This is a genomic window from uncultured Sunxiuqinia sp. (genome assembly GCF_963974515.1).
Classification (GTDB): Bacteria; Bacteroidota; Bacteroidia; order Bacteroidales; family Prolixibacteraceae; genus Sunxiuqinia.
In genome coordinates this window covers 1-17,893 of record NZ_CAXBDD010000014.1, presented here as the reverse complement: position 1 = coordinate 17,893, position 17,893 = coordinate 1, and the positions used below count along the sequence as shown (strand labels likewise).

Annotated in this window: 15 protein-coding genes; 6 read left to right on the top strand and 9 right to left on the bottom strand. The window is 43.9% G+C overall.

Features of this window, described 5'->3' with window-relative positions:
- Positions 1–258: 258 nt before the first annotated feature.
- The 3 genes from AAC033_RS05715 to AAC033_RS05705 all read right to left on the bottom strand — a co-directional run bounded on the left by AAC033_RS05715 (position 259) and on the right by AAC033_RS05705 (position 3,901).
- Positions 259–1,371 (bottom strand): MBL fold metallo-hydrolase, encoded by a 1,113-nt coding sequence (locus AAC033_RS05715; RefSeq protein WP_339736326.1) that lies wholly within the window; start codon positions 1,369–1,371, stop codon positions 259–261.
- A 104-nt stretch (positions 1,372–1,475) separates the two neighbouring features.
- On the bottom strand, positions 1,476–2,336 hold the full coding sequence (locus AAC033_RS05710) for an RNA polymerase sigma factor RpoD/SigA (protein WP_339736324.1): 861 nt from the start codon (positions 2,334–2,336) through the stop codon (positions 1,476–1,478).
- Positions 2,337–2,452: 116 nt separating this feature from the next.
- Positions 2,453–3,901 (bottom strand): Do family serine endopeptidase, encoded by a 1,449-nt coding sequence (locus AAC033_RS05705; protein ID WP_339736322.1) that lies wholly within the window; start codon positions 3,899–3,901, stop codon positions 2,453–2,455.
- Positions 3,902–4,208: 307 nt separating this feature from the next.
- Between AAC033_RS05705 and AAC033_RS05700 the strand changes: the two genes are divergently transcribed.
- Positions 4,209–6,236, top strand: a complete 2,028-nt coding sequence (locus tag AAC033_RS05700; RefSeq protein ID WP_339736320.1) for a cache domain-containing protein — start codon at positions 4,209–4,211, stop codon at positions 6,234–6,236.
- A gap of 23 nt (positions 6,237–6,259) precedes the next feature.
- Here AAC033_RS05700 and AAC033_RS05695 read toward each other — a convergent pair whose 3' ends face one another.
- The 5 genes from AAC033_RS05695 to dacB form a co-directional block, all read right to left on the bottom strand.
- The gene (locus AAC033_RS05695; RefSeq protein ID WP_339736318.1) at positions 6,260–8,221 is read right to left on the bottom strand and encodes a tetratricopeptide repeat-containing sensor histidine kinase; all 1,962 of its coding nucleotides are present in this window, start codon (positions 8,219–8,221) and stop codon (positions 6,260–6,262) included.
- Positions 8,218–8,652 carry a TlpA disulfide reductase family protein gene (locus AAC033_RS05690; protein ID WP_339736316.1) on the bottom strand — a complete coding sequence of 145 codons (435 nt, stop codon included), beginning with the start codon at positions 8,650–8,652 and terminating at the stop codon, positions 8,218–8,220. The genes AAC033_RS05695 and AAC033_RS05690 overlap by 4 nt, the downstream gene beginning before the upstream one ends.
- 207 nt (positions 8,653–8,859) lie before the next feature.
- Entirely contained in the window at positions 8,860–9,807 is a 948-nt protein-coding gene (locus AAC033_RS05685) for a phosphoribosylaminoimidazolesuccinocarboxamide synthase (protein WP_339736314.1), read from the bottom strand.
- Complete coding sequence (locus tag AAC033_RS05680; protein WP_339736312.1) at positions 9,804–10,802, bottom strand: PhoH family protein; 999 nt, start codon at positions 10,800–10,802, stop codon at positions 9,804–9,806. Before AAC033_RS05680 ends, AAC033_RS05685 begins: the two co-directional genes overlap by 4 nt.
- A 105-nt stretch (positions 10,803–10,907) precedes the next feature.
- Positions 10,908–12,365 carry a D-alanyl-D-alanine carboxypeptidase/D-alanyl-D-alanine-endopeptidase gene (gene dacB / locus AAC033_RS05675; RefSeq protein WP_339736310.1) on the bottom strand — a complete coding sequence of 486 codons (1,458 nt, stop codon included), beginning with the start codon at positions 12,363–12,365 and terminating at the stop codon, positions 10,908–10,910.
- 186 nt (positions 12,366–12,551) lie between these two features.
- On the opposite strand from dacB, the gene crcB reads away from it, so the two are divergent.
- The 3 genes from crcB (at position 12,552) to AAC033_RS05660 (ending at position 15,092) form a co-directional block, all read left to right on the top strand.
- Positions 12,552–12,935 (top strand): fluoride efflux transporter CrcB, encoded by a 384-nt coding sequence (gene crcB, locus AAC033_RS05670; protein WP_339736308.1) that lies wholly within the window; start codon positions 12,552–12,554, stop codon positions 12,933–12,935.
- 278 nt (positions 12,936–13,213) lie between these two features.
- Entirely contained in the window at positions 13,214–13,555 is a 342-nt protein-coding gene (locus AAC033_RS05665) for a hypothetical protein (protein ID WP_339736306.1), read from the top strand.
- A 196-nt stretch (positions 13,556–13,751) separates the two neighbouring features.
- Complete coding sequence (locus AAC033_RS05660) at positions 13,752–15,092, top strand: sigma-54 dependent transcriptional regulator (protein ID WP_339736304.1); 1,341 nt, start codon at positions 13,752–13,754, stop codon at positions 15,090–15,092.
- A 138-nt stretch (positions 15,093–15,230) separates the two neighbouring features.
- Here the strand turns inward: AAC033_RS05660 and AAC033_RS05655 are convergent, their stop codons facing one another.
- The gene (locus AAC033_RS05655; RefSeq protein ID WP_339736302.1) at positions 15,231–15,599 is read right to left on the bottom strand and encodes an Hpt domain-containing protein; all 369 of its coding nucleotides are present in this window, start codon (positions 15,597–15,599) and stop codon (positions 15,231–15,233) included.
- A gap of 170 nt (positions 15,600–15,769) precedes the next feature.
- Between AAC033_RS05655 and AAC033_RS05650 the strand changes: the two genes are divergently transcribed.
- Both AAC033_RS05650 and eno read left to right on the top strand, forming a co-directional pair.
- Positions 15,770–16,135 (top strand): DUF190 domain-containing protein, encoded by a 366-nt coding sequence (locus AAC033_RS05650; protein ID WP_339736300.1) that lies wholly within the window; start codon positions 15,770–15,772, stop codon positions 16,133–16,135.
- Positions 16,136–16,372: 237 nt separating this feature from the next.
- Entirely contained in the window at positions 16,373–17,674 is a 1,302-nt protein-coding gene (gene eno, locus AAC033_RS05645; RefSeq protein WP_339736298.1) for a phosphopyruvate hydratase, read from the top strand.
- Positions 17,675–17,893 lie beyond the last annotated feature (219 nt).

Sequence of the window (17,893 nt, the reverse complement as noted above, 5' to 3'; positions counted from 1 at the left end):
GGCTTGGGGTACTGGTTAAAAAAAGCAGGGGACGGAAGCCGTCTCCTGCTTTTTTGCTTCCGTCCCCATGGGGAGCAAAACAATGTCTTAGGATTTATCTATCATATCCTTGGGGACCATAGGGATATCCTAAAGGGTAGGAGCAAAATCCTCGGAGAGTAAAGCCGTCGCCTTGTTGGGCAAGACTATTCCCTAAGGTTTTGACCCTCTTAGAATAGCTTGATAGATCTATACTTTGGTCTTGGTAAGTGTACATGGTTATTCTTTCCACCATTTCCGGTTCGGCAGCGAACTGTCCAATTCAAAGACCTCGCCAACCTGAGGTGTACCGATGGTAATGTTTTCGTCGCCGGTTGCTTTCAGTAGCCGTTCAACCGGCTCGGTCCAGGGATGAATACTCAGCTTGTATTTTCCCCAGTGAATGGGCAGCAGTGATTGGGCTCCAAGATCGTTTGCTGCCTGAATCACTTCTTCGGGCAACATGTGGATGTAGGGCCAGTACTGGCTGTATTGCCCGCATTCGAGCAAGGCCAGGTCGAAGGGGCCGTACTTGTCGCCAATGGTTTTAAAGCCCGGGTAATAGCCCGAATCGGCTCCAAAGAAGACGCGATTTTCCGATCCGGCGATCACCCATGATGCCCAGAGCGTTGAAAAGCGGTTGGTAAGCCCGCGTCCGGAGAAATGTCGTGCCGGTGTGGCGGTAAACCGAATGGTCTCCGTAAATTGCCAGCTTTCCCACCAATCCAGTTCGGTGATCCGTTCAGGTGCGATTCCCCAGCGTTCCAGATGTGCCCCAACGCCTAATGCGGTAACGAATGGCAGGTTTTTGTCTTTTAAACTTCGGATGGTTTGGTAATCCAGGTGGTCGTAATGATCGTGTGACAGGAGCACCAGATCAATTTTTGGGAGGTTTTCCCAATCGTAGTTTTCAGAATAGGGGAAGGCTTTGGTTCCGACAAATGAAAAGGGCGAAACACGCTGGCTGAATACCGGATCGGTTAAAATAACTTTTCCATCAATCTCAATCAGCAGGGATGAATGCCCCAGCCAACAGACTTTTACGCCGCCCGTTTGCTGGTGAAAAGCCGACCGGTCAACAGGCATGGTTTGGATGGTTTCAGCCGGTACGCGGTCGCCTTTAGCGAAGAAAAACTCCTTCATCACCTTAAAGAAAGGCATGTCATCGGTCTGCATAACTGTTGCTACGGGATTCTGGAATTTGCCGTCGCGGAAGTTTGGCGATTGTTGAATTCGCTGTAAACGTTCACCGGCAGCTGAAGCTCCAAAGGAAGGATTCAGACGAATAATGATAACAATAAGTAAGGTCAGGGAGATGAGTACGGTAAACAGGATCATGACTTTTTTGCTCATAATGTGATTGGTACGAGGATGCTTTTTGAAAGAAACAACCGGTGTTGTCAGCTTGTTTTTGAAGCAAAAAAAACCGCCTCTCTAGGCGGTTTTGCTTAAATCTTTTATCCAAGATAAGTTTTTAGCAATTTACTTCTGGAAGTATGCCGTAACCGGCGAATTGCCTTTTCCTTTATCTGTCGTACCCTTTCACGGGTCAGCCCGAAACGTTCTCCAATTTCCTCCAGGGTCATTTCCTGGCACCCAATTCCAAAGAACATTCGGATAATGTCGCTTTCGCGTTCGGTAAGGGTAGCAAGCGCGCGTTCAATTTCCTTGGCCAACGACTCCATCATCAAAGAGCGGTCGGCATTTGGCGAATCATTGTTGATCAGAACATCGAGCAGGCTGTTGTCTTCTCCTTCAACAAATGGCGCATCAACTGAAATGTGGCGCCCCGAAACCCGTAAGGTGTCTGCAACTTTCTCCGCTGGCAAGTCCAACGAGTCGGCCAATTCTTCAGGAGATGGTTTGCGTTCGTTTTCCTGTTCGAATTTCGAAAATGCTTTGTTGATTTTATTCAACGAACCTACCTGGTTAAGCGGTAATCGAACAATACGCGACTGTTCGGCCAAAGCCTGAAGGATAGATTGACGAATCCACCACACGGCATAGGAAATAAACTTAAATCCGCGGGTTTCGTCAAACTTTTCTGCTGCCTTTATCAGTCCCAGATTTCCCTCGTTAATCAAGTCGGGAAGGCTTAAGCCTTGGTTTTGGTACTGCTTGGCAACCGAAACGACGAACCTCAGGTTCGCGCGGGTCAGTTTTTCCAATGCTGCCTGATCGCCCTTTTTAATCCGCTGTGCTAACTCAACTTCCTCTTCAACTGTAATCAGATCCTCTTTGCCAATTTCCTGCAAATACTTGTCAAGAGAAGCACTCTCACGGTTGGTAATCGATTTTGTAATCTTTAATTGTCTCATATACCCTTCTAAAAAAAATCGTGCAAATATAGACTTTTTAGGTCAATAATTCAAACTAATGGATCGCTTTGGCTAAAGCGCTTTGCTTTGTTAATTCTACGTAAACGATTGAATTATTAATTCATCCCGAAAACGAAGTATGCCGGCTCTCCACTTGGATATAACCCTTCGATCAATACCCCTCCTTTTGCCTGGTTTATAATGCGTTTTAAATCATTAACCGCACTAACCTGTTCCTTGTTCACGTCGGTTATAATAAAACCTTCCTTCAAACCAGCATCTTTTAGTTTGCCTTTATCCAGACTGGTGATTTTAATTCCATGGCTTAAGCGAAGTTGGTATTTCTCGTTTTCTGTCAATTCATCAAATTTAGCGCCAAGAAAACTATTGTCGCTAGCTTTGACGATTTCTGTATCTCCGTGCATGTTACGGAGGGTCACCGTAAATTGTTTCGGTTTGTTATCTCTTTTTATCAAAACTTTTACCTTGTCGCCTGGCCTGTGTTTACTGACTTGTTCCTGAAGTTGCGCCGTCGAATTGACATTTATGCCGTCAATGCTTAGGATAACGTCTTCTTCTTCAATCCCGGCTTCTTCAGCCGCGCTATTTTCGTTTACTTTGGCAATAAAAACACCTTCGATTTTATCCAAGTCGTATTTTTCTGCCACCTCAGCGGTTACATCGCCTATGTTAACGCCTAGTAAAGCGCGTTGAACTTGCCCATGTTCTTTCAGGTCGGTATATACTTTTTCAACAATCGAAGCCGGCACTGCAAACGAGTATCCGCTATAGGAGCCGGTTCTGGAGGCAATGGCCGTATTAATGCCCACAAGGTCGCCATTCATGTTGACTAAGGCGCCGCCACTGTTTCCGGGATTAACGGCCGCATCGGTTTGGATGAAAGCCTCGATGCCCATTTCAACACGGTTGATGCCGATGTTCCGGCTTTTTGCGCTTACAATTCCTGCGGTAACTGTTGAGGTTAAGTTAAAAGGGTTGCCGACAGCCAACACCCATTCACCCAGTTTAAGGGCATCGGAATTACCAAACTTTAAATGAATCAGGTTTTCTGCTTCAATTTTAAGTACGGCAAGATCGGTTGTGGGATCCGTTCCAACCAACTTCGCTTCAAATTGCCGGTTGTCATTCAATACCACCTGGATATCATCAGCACCGTCGATGACATGGTTATTGGTAACGATGTAACCGTCTTCACTTAGAATGACGCCTGATCCAGAACCCTGCCTGATTTGCGGAGGCTGCTGTTGCTGGTAGCGGTCGCCATAAAACCATTCATAAAACGGGTTACTGTGGTATTGTGGTGCTTCTTGTTTTGACGATACTTTTACGTGAACCACAGCATGCACTGAGCTTCCTGCTGCGTAGGTCAGGTCGGGGGCGTCGCCCTGAGGTGCCGAAGGTAAACTGGCATATCTCAGGGGCTGATCCTGTTGAACGGTGACAACCTGCGGTTCGTTAAAAAAACTGGTGTATGCCCAAACGGCTACGAATGCACTGAAAAGTGCTACTGCAAATGTTAATCCTACTTTTTTATAATCTTTCATCTTTCTTGTCGTTTAAAGATTAATAGCTATTTTTTTCTGAACGTGCTAATTTAACGCATAAAGAGTGCCAGTGTTTTCCGGTTTTTATTTCATTTGGATTGTTTAACAAGTTTTAACAACGATTTGGGTTTGTAAGTGTCAATAAGTCAGAGAATTTGTGTTTTCGAATTGTCAGAATTCATTGGGGGCTTGTTGCGATGACAGCCACGAAAGAAAGTCCACGGCGGTTTTGGAAAAAACTGACATTATTTCATTAATATCGCTAACTTTGGTGCAAAGGCCAACTCTGTGGTCTAACACTTTTTCGATGGGGCAGAATATCAATAGAAATCGAATCAATTCCAAGAGACTGACCGTTCATTTCAAGCGAATCGTGATCAGTTCTACTTTGTTGATGACTATTTTTGTGGCTACGGTTATCAGCATTCATGAGATATTTATTTTTCGTGATATTGCCCGGCAGCAGCAGAAAATGCATCTGGAAGAACACAAGGAGTTTGTTCGCGATTTAATTACCATCGAAGTCGAATACATCCGCACCCAAAAACGTTTTTTCGATGAGCGTATGATGCATAGTGTGAGGCAAAACGTTTATAGCGCTTATAATCTTGCCGAAAAGATTTATGCTGATTATCATACGAAATTTAGTGATGCCGCACTGAAACAGCTGATCATTGATGCGGTTTCGGTACTGGAAACTTCGAGCGTTTACCGGGAGGTTTTTATCAATGACCTGAATGGAGCAGGGGTTTTTTATCCTGGAAAACCAGATTATCGCGACGCTAATTTGCTGATGCATACAGATATGAACGGCAACCATGTTATTCAGCGTGAGTTGGAGTTTTTGACGCGGGAAGAGGAGGGGTATGTGCGTTATGTTGATGATAACCGTTTGTCTGTCAGCGATGATCTACCGGAGAATAAAGTAGTTTTTGTAAAAAAGTTTCCACAGCTGAACTGGTATTTTGGTTCCAAGACCTACCTCGAGGATTACTACGATGAATTCAAAGAAGAAATTGCCAGCAAAGTGAGTGCAGATCATTTTCGGTATGGAGGATATGTCTTTATTAATGAGATGGATGGCGATCCGATTGTGATGGACGGTGCACCGTATGCAGGGGATTTGAACCTATTGGATGGCACCGATCCTGAAAAAATGGCCGTGTTTAAATTGGAACTTGAGACTATTGCCAATTCTCCGAATGGTGATTTTTTCTCGTACAACTGGAATAAAATAGGTGAAACCGAAAAACAGCCGAAGATTTCCTTTGTAAAGCCAGTTTATGAATGTAATTGGTTGGTTGGAGGCGGTTTCTATCTGGATGACATCTGGAGGGACATTGAGACACAGCAAAATGAACTGAAGCGAAATTTGATTCATAATCTGTTGATTATCCTGCTCATTTTGTTGGTGGTAATTCTTGTTGAGTCGATGATTATCTATCGTTTTAATGCGAATTTTCGGGCTGACTTTGATAATTTTACACGTTTTTTTAAAGCTGGGAAGCTGCGTTACCAAGCGGTCGATCTGGATAACCTGTATTTTGATGAGTTTAAGGAAATGGGAGCTGTTGCAAATGAGATGATCCTTGAGCGCAAAAAGATTCACCAACAACTGGTGTTGGAACAGGAAAAAGCGCAAGAGTCGGATCGTTTAAAAACGGCATTTCTGGCCAACATGTCACATGAAATTCGCACCCCGATGAATGCGATCCTCGGGTTTTCAGGCCTCTTGAATGAGCAGGAATTATCGGACGATGATAAAAAGACCTACCTCCAACTGATTCATAAAAATGGAGAGTTTTTGCTAAAATTGATCAATGATATCATGGATATTTCGAAGATTGAATCAGATCAGCTTACCATTATTCCGGAGGATTTTCTATTAAACGAATTACTCTTTGATATTCAAATTCAGTACAGCGACCTCATTAAAAGCCAAACAAAAATGCAGATTCATTTTGAGCTGCAGAACACGCTTCCGGATGGCTATTTGTTGCAAACTGATAAATTGAGGCTGAAGCAGGTTTTGGATAATTTAATCGGAAATGCCCTAAAATTTACACCGGAAGGAACGATTACTTTGCGGGTTGCCAAACTTGGTTCCTGGCTGCATTTTAACGTTCAGGATACCGGAATTGGCATCGCTGACGAAGATATTGAAAACATTTTTAAACGCTTCACCCAAGCCCGTACTCATGCATCGGAAACTTATGGAGGAACTGGCTTAGGATTGGCGATCTCGCAAAAAATCGTCCATTTGTTGGGGGGTGATATTGGGGTTAAATCAACGCAGGGAAAAGGGTCTGATTTCTATTTCTATATTCCTGGATAATGCGTTGAAGTCGGTGCAAAAAATTATTGCGAGTTGGCAACGGGAAGACTCACTCGAAAGCTTGCACCTTTTCCCGGTTTACTTTTAATCTCCAGCCGTCCCATGTTCCTTTCGATGAAATCAAGACAAAGACGTAGTCCGATTCCTGTTCCTTTCTCATTTTCAGTACCGCTTTGGCTGATGGTATTTTTATTGTCCAAAATTTGGCTGATGGTTTCAGGGTTCATTCCTGTACCCGAATCTTTCACGATTAGCTGCACCCGCTTGGCGCTTTGTTCCGTGCTGATTTTTATTTCACCTTCGGGAAAAGTGAATTTGGTGGCGTTGGAAATCAGGTTTCGAACCACCGATTTAATCATTTCGCGATCGGCGAAAACGATGTGCTCTTCTCTGATTTGAGTGATGATCTGCAGTTTTTTATTTCGAATGGGGACTGCAAATAGTTTGAGTGTTTGGTCAACTACCTCAGCGATGGAAATGGGCTCCGGATTGACTTTTAATCGCCCGGTTTGGCTGCGAACCCAATTCAGGAGATTTTCGAGCAGGTTGTAGGAATTGTCAACAATATCGCTTGATTCATCAATAATCACCCGAAGCTCTTTCGGGTCTTGGATGTTTTCCTGTTTTATCAGATCAAAAATACTTTTAACACTGCCAATCGGGCCTCGCAAATCATGGCTGATCAGCGTAAACATCCGGTCTTTTTGTTCATTCAGTTCTGTCAGATATTGGCGGGCTTGCTTGTGCTCGAACCGCAAAACAACAAGCATAATAATGATAAGCAACAACAAGACGATCAGAATATAGGTAAAGGACTGGTATTGTTTCTGCTTTTCAAATTCCTGCTCAAGGAATGTATTTTCCCTTTCTTTGGTTTCCAGCTCATGCTGGTATTCCACGTAAGCCAGCTTTAACTCGTTTTCGTGGTTGTAAATACTATCTCTGAGTGCGATATGCTTTTTGTAGTGATTTAGTGCTTCTCCCGGATTTTCCAGCAGTTCGTGCAATTTTGAGATGCTTTCATGTTGTTGTTCTTGAATTTCAACAAGTTCATGCTCATTGGCTGTTTGCAGAGCTTTGGAATGAAATTCGAGGCTTCTGACATATTGCTTCTTTTTCTTGTAATAGTCACCGATAATTCCGTACGAGTCGGCCGCCCTGTCCATCAATCCCTTGTCGATTGCAATTGCCAGCGCTTCATTGGCAAGCTCCAGTGCCTTTTCGTCCAGGTCTTGCTCCTGAGCTATGTAGGCCAGAAGATTTGCCGAAGCCGACTGTCCAATGCTGAAATCTTTTGCCTGGGCATAGCGTCTAACCTCATTCAAGATCGGAAGACTTTCCTGGTATTGACCTTTAAGAACCAGCAAGCGCCCGATGTTCAAACCTAAATAAATGGTGGCAATTGTGTCGTTGGTATTTTCAGCTATTTGCTTGCCTTTCGAATAGGCATCAATGGCTTTGGTGGTATCGCTGATGGCCGAGTAGATATTGCCTAAGTTGTTAAAGGTTCTGGCGATTTCCCGTTGGTTTCCCAGATCCATGCGAATGGGAAGTGCTTTTAACTGACATTCCAGTGCTTTGGCGTAATTGCCGCTAACTTTATGCACTACTCCCAGATAGTTCAGGCAATCCACAAGCTTTTCTCGATGGTTGGGCGACTGAAATCCAGCAAGCGATCTCTCAAAATAGTACCGGGCCGAATCGAGTTCGCCGGATTCGTGAAACAGCTGCCCCATAAAGTACCAACTATCGGCGATTTCAAAGGCATCATCTATTTTTCTGGCTAACTGGTGCGCTTTCCGGAGGTAATCCAAACGGGGAGCAGGCAAAGAATCAAATTCGCCCGAGCCCAGCTTTTTTAAAGCCCCAATGGCTTCAAGTTCATTCGGGCTTTCTGCCCGAATTAAAAGGCTGTCTACAGTTTGGGCAAAGCCACTGTGCTGAATGAGAAAAAGCAGAAGAATGGGGTAGATCAGGAATTTCATTTTTTCAGTTGTTCCTCGAGAATATTTTTTAATTCCTTGAATTCGTCTTCTTTAAAACCAACTGAGCTGTAAATGATTGTTCCATCGCGGTCGATCAAAAAGTTGCGTGGAATGAATTGCCCGGCAAATTTGGAATAGATCTCTCGCTTGGGGTCGGCAATCAGGCTGAACGTATAGCCTTTTGCTCGCTTGAATTTGACAAGCTCATCCGTAGTGTGTTCTCTGCCGATGACCAACAGCTTGAATTCCGGATGATCTTTATACTGATCGAAAATATCGCTTTGTACGTGGGGCAGTTCTTTGAGGCAAGGGGCACACCAAGTTGCAAAAAAATTGATCATGATTACCTTGCCTTTTAAATCGGCATGGGATTTTTCCTGCCCGTTGGCTTCGATAAAATCAAAACTGGGAACCTGCTGGCCAACTTTCACAAGCGTTGACTTTGCGGCATCGGTTTGGCACGATCCCAAGAGTGAAGAGCCAAATAACACTAGAGTTAGGAGAAATATATGGAAGCTTTTAAGTTGCATAATCAAAGTTTCTGAGAACAGCACGGGTTAAGTTGATTTGCGAAAAGGCAAAATAAAACTTCCGGAGTGAGATTTCCGGAAGTTTGTATCGTTATTTTATTTGAACGCTCAGATCGATGAAAGGAAAGCATTTACATTCTTCTCAATCCGACTCTGAATGTCAACAATCTCCGATTTCACAAACGAATCACCGGTGATGTTCTCAAATAACTCAATGTAACGTTCGGAAACCGAGCTCACAAAATCGGCGTTCATTGCAGGTGCTTTTTGTCCTGCCTTTCCTTGAAAACCATTTTCTATCAGCCATTGGCGCACAAATTCTTTCGACAATTGTTTTTGGCTTTCTCCTTTCTTCAAACGTTCCTCGTAGCCATCGGCATAAAAATAGCGAGATGAGTCGGGCGTGTGAATTTCATCAATCAGGTAGATTTTACCATCTTTTTTACCAAACTCGTATTTGGTATCCACCAGGATCAGTCCTTTTTCAGCAGCTATCTCGGTTCCTCGCTGAAACAATTGGCGGGTGTAGTTTTCCAGCATTTCGTATTCCTCCTTGCTCACCAATCCTTGCTCAATGATGGCCTCGCGCGAAATATCTTCGTCGTGGCCTTGGTCGGCTTTGGTGGTTGGCGTAAGCAGCGGTTGTTCAAATTTTTGGTTTTCCACCATGCCGTCGGGCATCGGTACGCCGCAGATGCTGCGCTTACCGTCGCGGTATTCGCGCCAGGCATGACCGGTCAGGTAGCCACGAATCACCATTTCAACTTTAAACGGCTCGCAATGGTGACCAACCGTTACGTTGGGGTCGGGCGTCGCAATTTTCCAGTTGGGCACAATGTCGGCTGTTGCATCCAAAAACTTGGCGGCAATTTGGTTTAATACTTGTCCTTTGTAAGGAATTCCTTCGGGCAAAACTACATCGAAAGCCGAGATGCGGTCCGAAACAACCATCACTAAATATTGGTCGTCAATGTTATAAACATCCCTGACTTTTCCATGATAGACATTTTTTTGCTTTGGAAAATTAAAATCGGTTCTTGTAAGTGCTTTCGTCATTTTTTGTCGTTTTTATCTTTTTTTAGTGCTTCTTTTCGTGCTAATTCTTTTTTGTAAAAGGCATCATAGGCATTGACAATATCGCGCACCAGGCGGTGACGAACAATGTCGTTGGCGTCAAACTGAACAAACGAAATATCCTTGATGTTTTTCAGAATTTTTTTGGCTTGAACCAGCCCGGACTGGTGGACTGATGGCAAGTCGATCTGAGTTTCATCGCCGGTGATAATGAATTTGGCATTCATTCCCATTCGGGTGAGAAACATTTTGAGCTGGTTGAGGGTGGTATTTTGTGCTTCGTCCAGAATCACAAAGGCATCGCTGAGGGTGCGGCCCCGCATGAAGGCCAGCGGAGCAATCTGGATGATGCCGTCTTTCATGAATTCTTCCAGCTTTTTGGCCGGAATCATATCTTGCAGTGCATCGTAAAGTGGCTGCAGATAGGGATCGATTTTTTCCTTTAAATCACCGGGAAGAAATCCAAGTCGTTCACCAGCTTCAACTGCCGGACGGCTTAAAATAATCCGTTTGATTTCTCGGTTTTTCAGTGCCCGGACAGCCAAGGCAATGGCAGTATAGGTTTTTCCGGTTCCGGCGGGGCCAATAGCAAAAATCAGGTCCGAAGTCCGGCTTTCTTCAACCAAAACTCGCTGGTTTGGTGTTTTGGCTCGAATGGGTTTGCCGTTAATTCCGTGCAGCAAAACTTCTCTTGAATTCTCAATCTCAGATTCGATCTGCGAAAAATCATTGTTCATCACTTGCTTAATTGTGTCAACGCTTAACACATTAAACTGGGTATAATGATCCAGCAGCAGATGAAACTTTTTTTCAAAAGCATCACTCTCAACTTCATCACCTTGAATGATCAGCTGGTTGCCGCGGCTGACAATATTCAACTTTGGGAAAAATGTTTTTATCAGATCAATCTTGGTGTTGTTTACACCATAAAACTCCAATGGATCAACACCTTCCAGGTATATTTGTTTCTCAAACATAGACTTGTTTCAAGTTCCTAAGACTAACAACAAAAATAGCAAAAATGTTGGGAGTTGCCGGAAAAAAGTAGGATGATAGCTGTGGTTGAGAATAACACTTCGGGGCTAGTTTTCGGCGATGCGAACGAGCAATTCTTCCACCAGCTTAATGGCTTCGGTTTGACTGCATGAAAAATTATTCAGGAAAATAGCGAACAATACGTGCTGGTTGTTTTGCGTGGTAATCTCGCCGGCATAGCAACGCACCCGTGTCATGCTGCCGCTTTTGGCGCGTAAGCTTTTTCCGGGAAAATTCAGCGGGTTGAAAAAATAAAGCGTTCCATTAGGAACATATGGAAGGCTGTTGAAAAACAAGTTGCTTTGGAGGCTGTTGGTTTTCATGTAGTAAAGAATGTCGACCATTTGCCTGGCGGTGATTGCATTAAAATGCGACAATCCGCTTCCGTCAGCTAAAAAACAGCCATCCATTCTGATGCCTTGTTTTTCCCAAAAGTCGGTCATTACATCCAGACCCTTTTGAGTCGATCCTTCACCATGTGTTAACCAAGCCAGGTATTTTAGCAGGTGTTCTGCAAAAAGGTTGACACTTTCGTGGTTGGTCACCCGGACGATATCGATTAGTTTGGGTGAAAGCGTCCTGGTCAATGGGTGAAGCGGCCAGTGATTAAGTCCCTTTTTTTCCTGAATGAAACCGGCCAGGCTTAGCCCGTTTTCGGCCATCCGGTTCTTTAGTTCCCAGGCTAGTAAAAACGGAGGGTCAGGAACAGAAGCCTTGATGACGAAATCGTTTCGTCCTTTGGGAATGGTTCCTCGAATGGTGTGTTTGTTTGATTTGGGCGCGCCAAAAACATAGGCCAGATCACGATTAATATTGGATGATTTGACTTGATTTTCAAACTCCAAACCGGGAATGTATGGATTGGTGTATTTGATTCGGGTGGGCTCGCCGGACTGCTGTGGCGACGAAAAGTGAATCTTGTACAGGTTGTCATAAACTGATAAGCCCGAGGCTCCGGCTCCATAATAATTACCCAGGTCTTCCCAAATCCACGTGTTGGGAATCATCTGATCTTCAAAAATTGTAGCATCAGTAACCAGGTTTCCTGTGATGTGAACGATGTTCCTGTTCTGAAGTGATTTGATCCAATCGTTCAGAAAGTGGTTGTCGAGGTAGTGTTCTTTGAAATAGTTGGACCCCAACGCCGGATCTCCACCCCCGACGATCACCAAATCGCCAAAGAGGGTGTCGTTTTTTATTTCGCCGGAATAGGCCAGTTGCGTTTCAAAGCGAAAGTCAGGGCCTAGCATCTCAAGTGCCGTTGCTGTTGTAATCAGTTTTAGTGTCGATCCGGGCACCAAGCTCAGCTGGGGATCGGTTTGAGCAAGCACTTCGCCTGTTTCGGAATCTTGTAAGTAGATACCAATGCCGGCATGTCGTAAAGCCGTATGCGTAGTCCACAGGGCAACTTCATTTTTGAAAGAGCAGTTGGTTTGCTGCGCCGTGCCCATCTTACCAACACAGAGGATGAAGAGTCCTGCGAAGAATAACTTAACTTTGTTCATGGGGCTTCTTTTTGAAAACGTTATTTGCAAACGTGTGTTCGTTTATTGTTGCTTGTGTGATTTTAGGCCCGAAAAAGCGAAAATAAAAATATTAAATCAGCTTCGTACCGTGCAAAAATCGAAAAGTCGCTAATAATTGTAAATTTGCAGGGAAGGTATTCATTTCGCCCGAAAAATAAAAAATTGATGTTGAAAACCATCTTAATTGTCGGTACTGGCGGTTTCCTCGGAAGTGTGGCCCGTTATCTGACCCAGATTATAGTTGAGCGCTGGTTGCATAGCTCTTTCCCGTGGGGAACGTTTGTAGCCAACATAGCTGGTTGCTTTATTATCGGATTGGTGTTCGCCCTTTCAGAACGCGGGAACTTACTGACACCCGAGTGGCGCATCTTCTTGACCGTTGGTTTTTGTGGTGGATTCACGACATTTTCATCGTTTGCCTATAATAATCTGACCATGCTATCGGAAAATAACTTGTTTCAGCTGTTTGCCAATGTGGGGATGAGTGTGTTTCTGGGGGTTTTTGCTGTCTATGTCGGGATTGTAACTGTTCGATTGATTTATAGCTAAGCATTCTTGAATTTCCTTTCTTTTAGTGGAATCCATTCTGACTGCGATTCAACTTCCTTTGTCGAAATGATGTAGAAACTTTCTACATCTACACGGGTAATCCCCATGAGTTGCATGCTATTCTTATCGAGTTTATTCTTTATAGTTTATTTTCCAACGACTTGGTTGTCATTGTTTTGGGGCGTTTTGCTGATTTTATTTTCTTTTTTGGCACACTTATCCCTTAAGGGTAAGATGTAGAATTATAAATAAATGTTGAATCATAAAAATTAAAGAGTATGAAAAAAGGAATGATAATGACAGCCGCCGTAATCGTGTTAGGAATTAGTATGCCATCCGGAGTTATGGCCGAAAGTACAAATCAAACAATGCAGATTGCCCAGGAAGAAGTTCAGTATGAAAAAATGAACGTTGAGGATCTGCCGGAAGCAGTAACTCAGGCGATTTCTGAGGGGTATGCAGATTATACCTTGTCTGAAGCCTACATGGGAACTGACGGTAGCTACAAAGTTAAATTGACAAAAGAAGAAGAAAAAATTGCGGTATTTTTCAATGCCAGCGGTGAGTTCCTGAAAATTGAGCAGGGCGAAGAGCCAGCTGGTGAAGTACCAGTAGAATAAAGAAACAGAAGAAATCATCTGTTACTTGGATGCTAATTGAGATTAAGTGTCTTTAGCCCCTGTCGAAAAGAAGAAATTCTGATTGACAGGGGTTTTTTTACTAAACATTTTGCGCGAAAATTGCTTATACTATTTGTAGACTTTGCCCGTTAGAAAATAGTAGTTAAGGAACAATAAACGTGCATGGAAATATGTTATGGCAAGCATTCTGATAATAGATGATGATGTTACTTTTTGTTTAATGTTGAAAACCCTGCTGGAGAAGAATCATTACACGGTAACTACTGTATTTTCTCCGGTTGAAGCAGCACGAATGATTCAGGGCACGGCGTATGATGTCGTGTTGACTGATCTGCGCATGCCCGATATCAGCGGGATGGAACTGATTCGCCTGGTAAAAAGTCAATCTCCCAATACACAAATAGTCATGATGACGGGCTATGCCGACATTTCCACGGCCATTGAATCGATTAAGAAGGGGGCCTTTAATTACATCCCAAAACCATTAAGTCCGGATGAATTGCTGAACGTAGTTAAAGAGGCTCTTGCTGCTTCAACAGAAAAATTAAATGACAAACCGGAAGCGGTAAGTCAGGAGGTTCAGACAGATTACCAGGAGGGGGTGAGCAGTCAGGCCAGGAAAATGAGTAAACACATCCAGTTGGTTGCGCCAACTCCTATTTCAGTTTTAATTGTCGGTGAGAGTGGAACCGGAAAAGAATATGTGGCTAAGTTAATTCATGCAAAAAGCAAACGTGCGCACAAGCCTTTTGTGGCCGTTGATTGTGGAGCCATACCTAAGGAGCTTGTGGCTAGCGAGTTCTTTGGTCATGTAAAAGGATCGTTTACCGGAGCCATTGCTGATAAGATTGGCAATTTTGAAGCGGCTAATGGAGGCACTTTGTTTTTGGACGAGGTGGGTAATTTGCCTTACAATACCCAGATTCAGTTATTGCGCGTGTTGCAGGAACGCCTGATTAAACCGGTGGGAAGCAATAGGGAAATTACTGTCAATGTGCGGATAATTGCTGCAACCAACGAAAACTTGCTTGAAGCTCAGAAGACAGGCGGATTTCGCGAGGATCTCTATCATCGGCTCAACGAGTTTCAGATTTATGTTCCTCCGCTGCGTGAGCGGCAGCAAGATATCATGCACTTTGCGCACTATTTTTTAGATCAGTCCAATCGTTACCTCGACAAGTTTGTGCAGGGGTTTGATAAAAGTTTGGAGTCGGTCTTTTTAAATTATTCCTGGCCAGGCAACCTGCGAGAAATGAAGAATGTCATCAAGCGGGCCACCTTGTTGGCTCACGGCAAATGGATCACGTTAAATGAAATTCCCACCGAAATTTATTCTGAATCACAAGCGAGCCATTTTGCCTTGTATAATGAAAAAGATGAAAATGAATTGATTTTAAAAGCGCTGGAAGCCACAAATTACAATAAAAGCCAGGCTGCCCGCCTATTGAAGATCGATCGTAAAACCTTGTACAACAAATTGAAAAGCTACAAGATTGAGCTACCCGAACGTAAGTGATTAACCACAGCCTACTTAGCCTGTCCGGGCTGTCAATGATTATCATTCGTTGGCGCTTGATTATCGTGGATTGGTGCAAGACAATTTAATGCTATTGCTAATTTCGCGAATACTCAGTTTAACAATAGATTGGTTTGTTCAGTCAAGCCGATAGTCCGTTTGAATCGTTTTTACCAGATCTTCTGCCCGATTAAGCGTCTCTTGGGCTTTAGCCTTCCACGCATCGCTGCTCAGCTGGTTTTCTTCCAGCTCATTTAAAAGTCGGGCTACCCCGGTCGCCTCCAATTGCAGAAACATCGAGCGCATTTTATGAGCCAGTTCAATGATTGGTTCATGCTGTTCTTCGGCCAGGTGCTTCCGGAATTGATTGAGGTTTACCCAAGTGGATTGGACAAACGAATCCAGAATCAAACGCAAGCTCGCTTCATCGCCCATAGCAAAAGCCTCTATTTTTTTTGTGCTGTAACCGGGTTGGTCCGTAGTCTCGTGGTGCTCTTTACTTGTCATGATGGTTGTTGGTATATCGTATCGTTGGCTGGACTTATGGTTGGGCTGCCTCACTTGATAACAATCCGATGTGGAGAATTGTTAATTCGCTATCCGGTCAATCCACATTTTCAGGTGTTTGGAGTAACATGTTTTGTTCGTGCTTAGTATAACCCATAAAAGCGACAGAGATGAAAGGGAAAGCGAGTTTGCTGAAAGTTTATATTTCAGAATCGGATAAAATCGGTGCATCACCCATGTATGAGGAGATTGTAGCCGAGGCACGGAACCAAGGACTAGGCGGAGCGACTGTCCTACGGGGGATACTTTCGTTTGGAGCAAGCCATTCCATCCACACCATGAAAATCTTCGCCCTATCGAGTCACCTGCCTGTGGTGATCGAAATTGTGGACACCGAACCGAAAATTAAAAAGTTTGCGGTTCGGGTGAGCGAACTGATTGACCAGTCGAAAAAGGGTGCGCTGGTAACTATTCAACCCGTTGAGGTGATGGAGTACAAGCCGGGAGATAAGTACAACCCATTTAAGTCGTTTTAAAAAGTAGAGCTCAATCTCCTTGTTTTTCGCTGCTCAATCCAATTGCAGGTAAAATTCTTTTGGCCGAAACGAAGGTCAATGGAGAATCCTGACAGATTCGAAGTATTTGGTGGTTAAATTTAGGTTATCCATCGGGACCATGATACATAAATATCGACTGGTTTTTCTATCTTTGCAACGGTTTTCTGAAATCAAAGTTTAAGATCATTACTAAGTTTAATATCAAAACCATAAATCATGTTAATTAATAACGTCGTTGGTAGAGAAATTTTAGATTCTCGCGGTAATCCTACAGTAGAAGTTGAAATTACGCTGGAATGCGGAGCTATTGGTTTAGCTGCTGTTCCGTCAGGTGCATCAACAGGTGAAAACGAAGCGCTTGAACTGCGTGATGGTGACAAAGGCCGCTACCTTGGAAAAGGTGTTTTGAAAGCTGTTGAGAACGTCAACAACGCGATTGCCAAAGAAATTATTGGTATGGACGCTTCTGATCAGGTTGGAATCGACCGCAAATTGCTGGCGCTTGACGGCACCAAAACAAAATCAAAATTGGGTGCCAATGCCATGCTAGGTGTCTCATTAGCGGTTGCCAAAGCAGCTGCCAATGCGCTCGACCTGCCGTTGTACCGTTACATTGGTGGTGCCAATGCCAAAACATTGCCTGTTCCGATGATGAACATCATCAATGGTGGATCTCACTCCGATGCTCCGATCGCTTTCCAGGAATTCATGATTCGCCCGATTGGCGCTCCTTCATTCCGCGAAGGTTTGCGTATGGGTGCCGAAGTTTTCCATAGCCTGAAAAAAGTATTGTCGAAACGAAACCTGAGCACCGCTGTTGGTGACGAAGGTGGTTTTGCTCCTGCCTTGGATGGAACAGAAGACGCGTTGAACTCAATTATCGAAGCCATTAAGAACGCTGGTTACAAGCCAGGTCGTGCCGAAGATGGTGGTGATGTTTCGATCGCCTTGGACTGTGCTGCTTCTGAATTCTACAGCGACGGTGTTTACGATTACAGCAAATTTGAAGGTGCCGGTGGCGCGAAGCGCAACTCAAAAGAACAAGCTGCTTACCTGGCTGAACTGGTTGCTAAATTCCCTATTGATTCAATCGAAGATGGAATGGACGAAGGTGACTGGGATGGATGGGTTGCTTTGAACGCTGAATTAGGCGATAAGTGCCAATTGGTTGGCGACGACTTGTTCGTGACCAACGTAGAATACCTGAAAAAGGGGATCGAACTGGGTGCTGCCAACTCAATCCTGATCAAAGTAAACCAAATTGGTACCTTGACAGAAACTTTGGATGCCATTGAAATGGCTCACCGTGCAGGTTACACTTCTGTAACTTCTCACCGCTCAGGTGAAACAGAAGATTCAACCATTGCCGACATTGCTGTTGCTACCAACTCAGGTCAAATCAAAACCGGTTCCTTGAGCCGCTCCGACCGTATGGCAAAATACAACCAACTGCTTCGCATCGAAGAGCAATTGGGTGCTTCGGCCATTTACGGATATAAAAAAGTTTACAAGAAGTAATTCTTGACAACCAGATATAACAAAAGCCGCTTTCCGAAAGGAGAGCGGCTTTTGTTTGTGTCGGGCAAAGTTGATACTATCGTTTGGCTCGTTTATTTGTCGGAATGTTGATGACTCCTGCGCCATCAACCATCCATTGACGATCTTCAAAAGTTAATCTCAGACTCCTTTAGATTAGCAAAATAGAAAAGTTAATAGTGCTGTGATATTTATGATGTT

What these genes read in the sequence shown, in the direction of transcription:
- dacB (WP_339736310.1), bottom strand. Translation starts at nt 12,365, where the DNA reads ATGAACAAAGTTAAGTTATTCTTCGCAGGACTCTTCATCCTCTGTGTT.
- AAC033_RS05685 (WP_339736314.1), bottom strand. Translation starts at nt 9,807, where the DNA reads ATGACGAAAGCACTTACAAGAACCGATTTTAATTTTCCAAAGCAAAAA.
- AAC033_RS05695 (WP_339736318.1), bottom strand. Translation starts at nt 8,221, where the DNA reads ATGAAATTCCTGATCTACCCCATTCTTCTGCTTTTTCTCATTCAGCAC.
- AAC033_RS05710 (WP_339736324.1), bottom strand. Translation starts at nt 2,336, where the DNA reads ATGAGACAATTAAAGATTACAAAATCGATTACCAACCGTGAGAGTGCT.
- eno (WP_339736298.1), top strand. Translation starts at nt 16,373, where the DNA reads ATGTTAATTAATAACGTCGTTGGTAGAGAAATTTTAGATTCTCGCGGT.
- AAC033_RS05655 (WP_339736302.1), bottom strand. Translation starts at nt 15,599, where the DNA reads ATGACAAGTAAAGAGCACCACGAGACTACGGACCAACCCGGTTACAGC.
- AAC033_RS05715 (WP_339736326.1), bottom strand. Translation starts at nt 1,371, where the DNA reads ATGAGCAAAAAAGTCATGATCCTGTTTACCGTACTCATCTCCCTGACC.
- AAC033_RS05665 (WP_339736306.1), top strand. Translation starts at nt 13,214, where the DNA reads ATGAAAAAAGGAATGATAATGACAGCCGCCGTAATCGTGTTAGGAATT.
- crcB (WP_339736308.1), top strand. Translation starts at nt 12,552, where the DNA reads ATGTTGAAAACCATCTTAATTGTCGGTACTGGCGGTTTCCTCGGAAGT.
- AAC033_RS05650 (WP_339736300.1), top strand. Translation starts at nt 15,770, where the DNA reads ATGAAAGGGAAAGCGAGTTTGCTGAAAGTTTATATTTCAGAATCGGAT.
- AAC033_RS05700 (WP_339736320.1), top strand. Translation starts at nt 4,209, where the DNA reads ATGGGGCAGAATATCAATAGAAATCGAATCAATTCCAAGAGACTGACC.
- AAC033_RS05660 (WP_339736304.1), top strand. Translation starts at nt 13,752, where the DNA reads ATGGCAAGCATTCTGATAATAGATGATGATGTTACTTTTTGTTTAATG.
- AAC033_RS05705 (WP_339736322.1), bottom strand. Translation starts at nt 3,901, where the DNA reads ATGAAAGATTATAAAAAAGTAGGATTAACATTTGCAGTAGCACTTTTC.
- AAC033_RS05680 (WP_339736312.1), bottom strand. Translation starts at nt 10,802, where the DNA reads ATGTTTGAGAAACAAATATACCTGGAAGGTGTTGATCCATTGGAGTTT.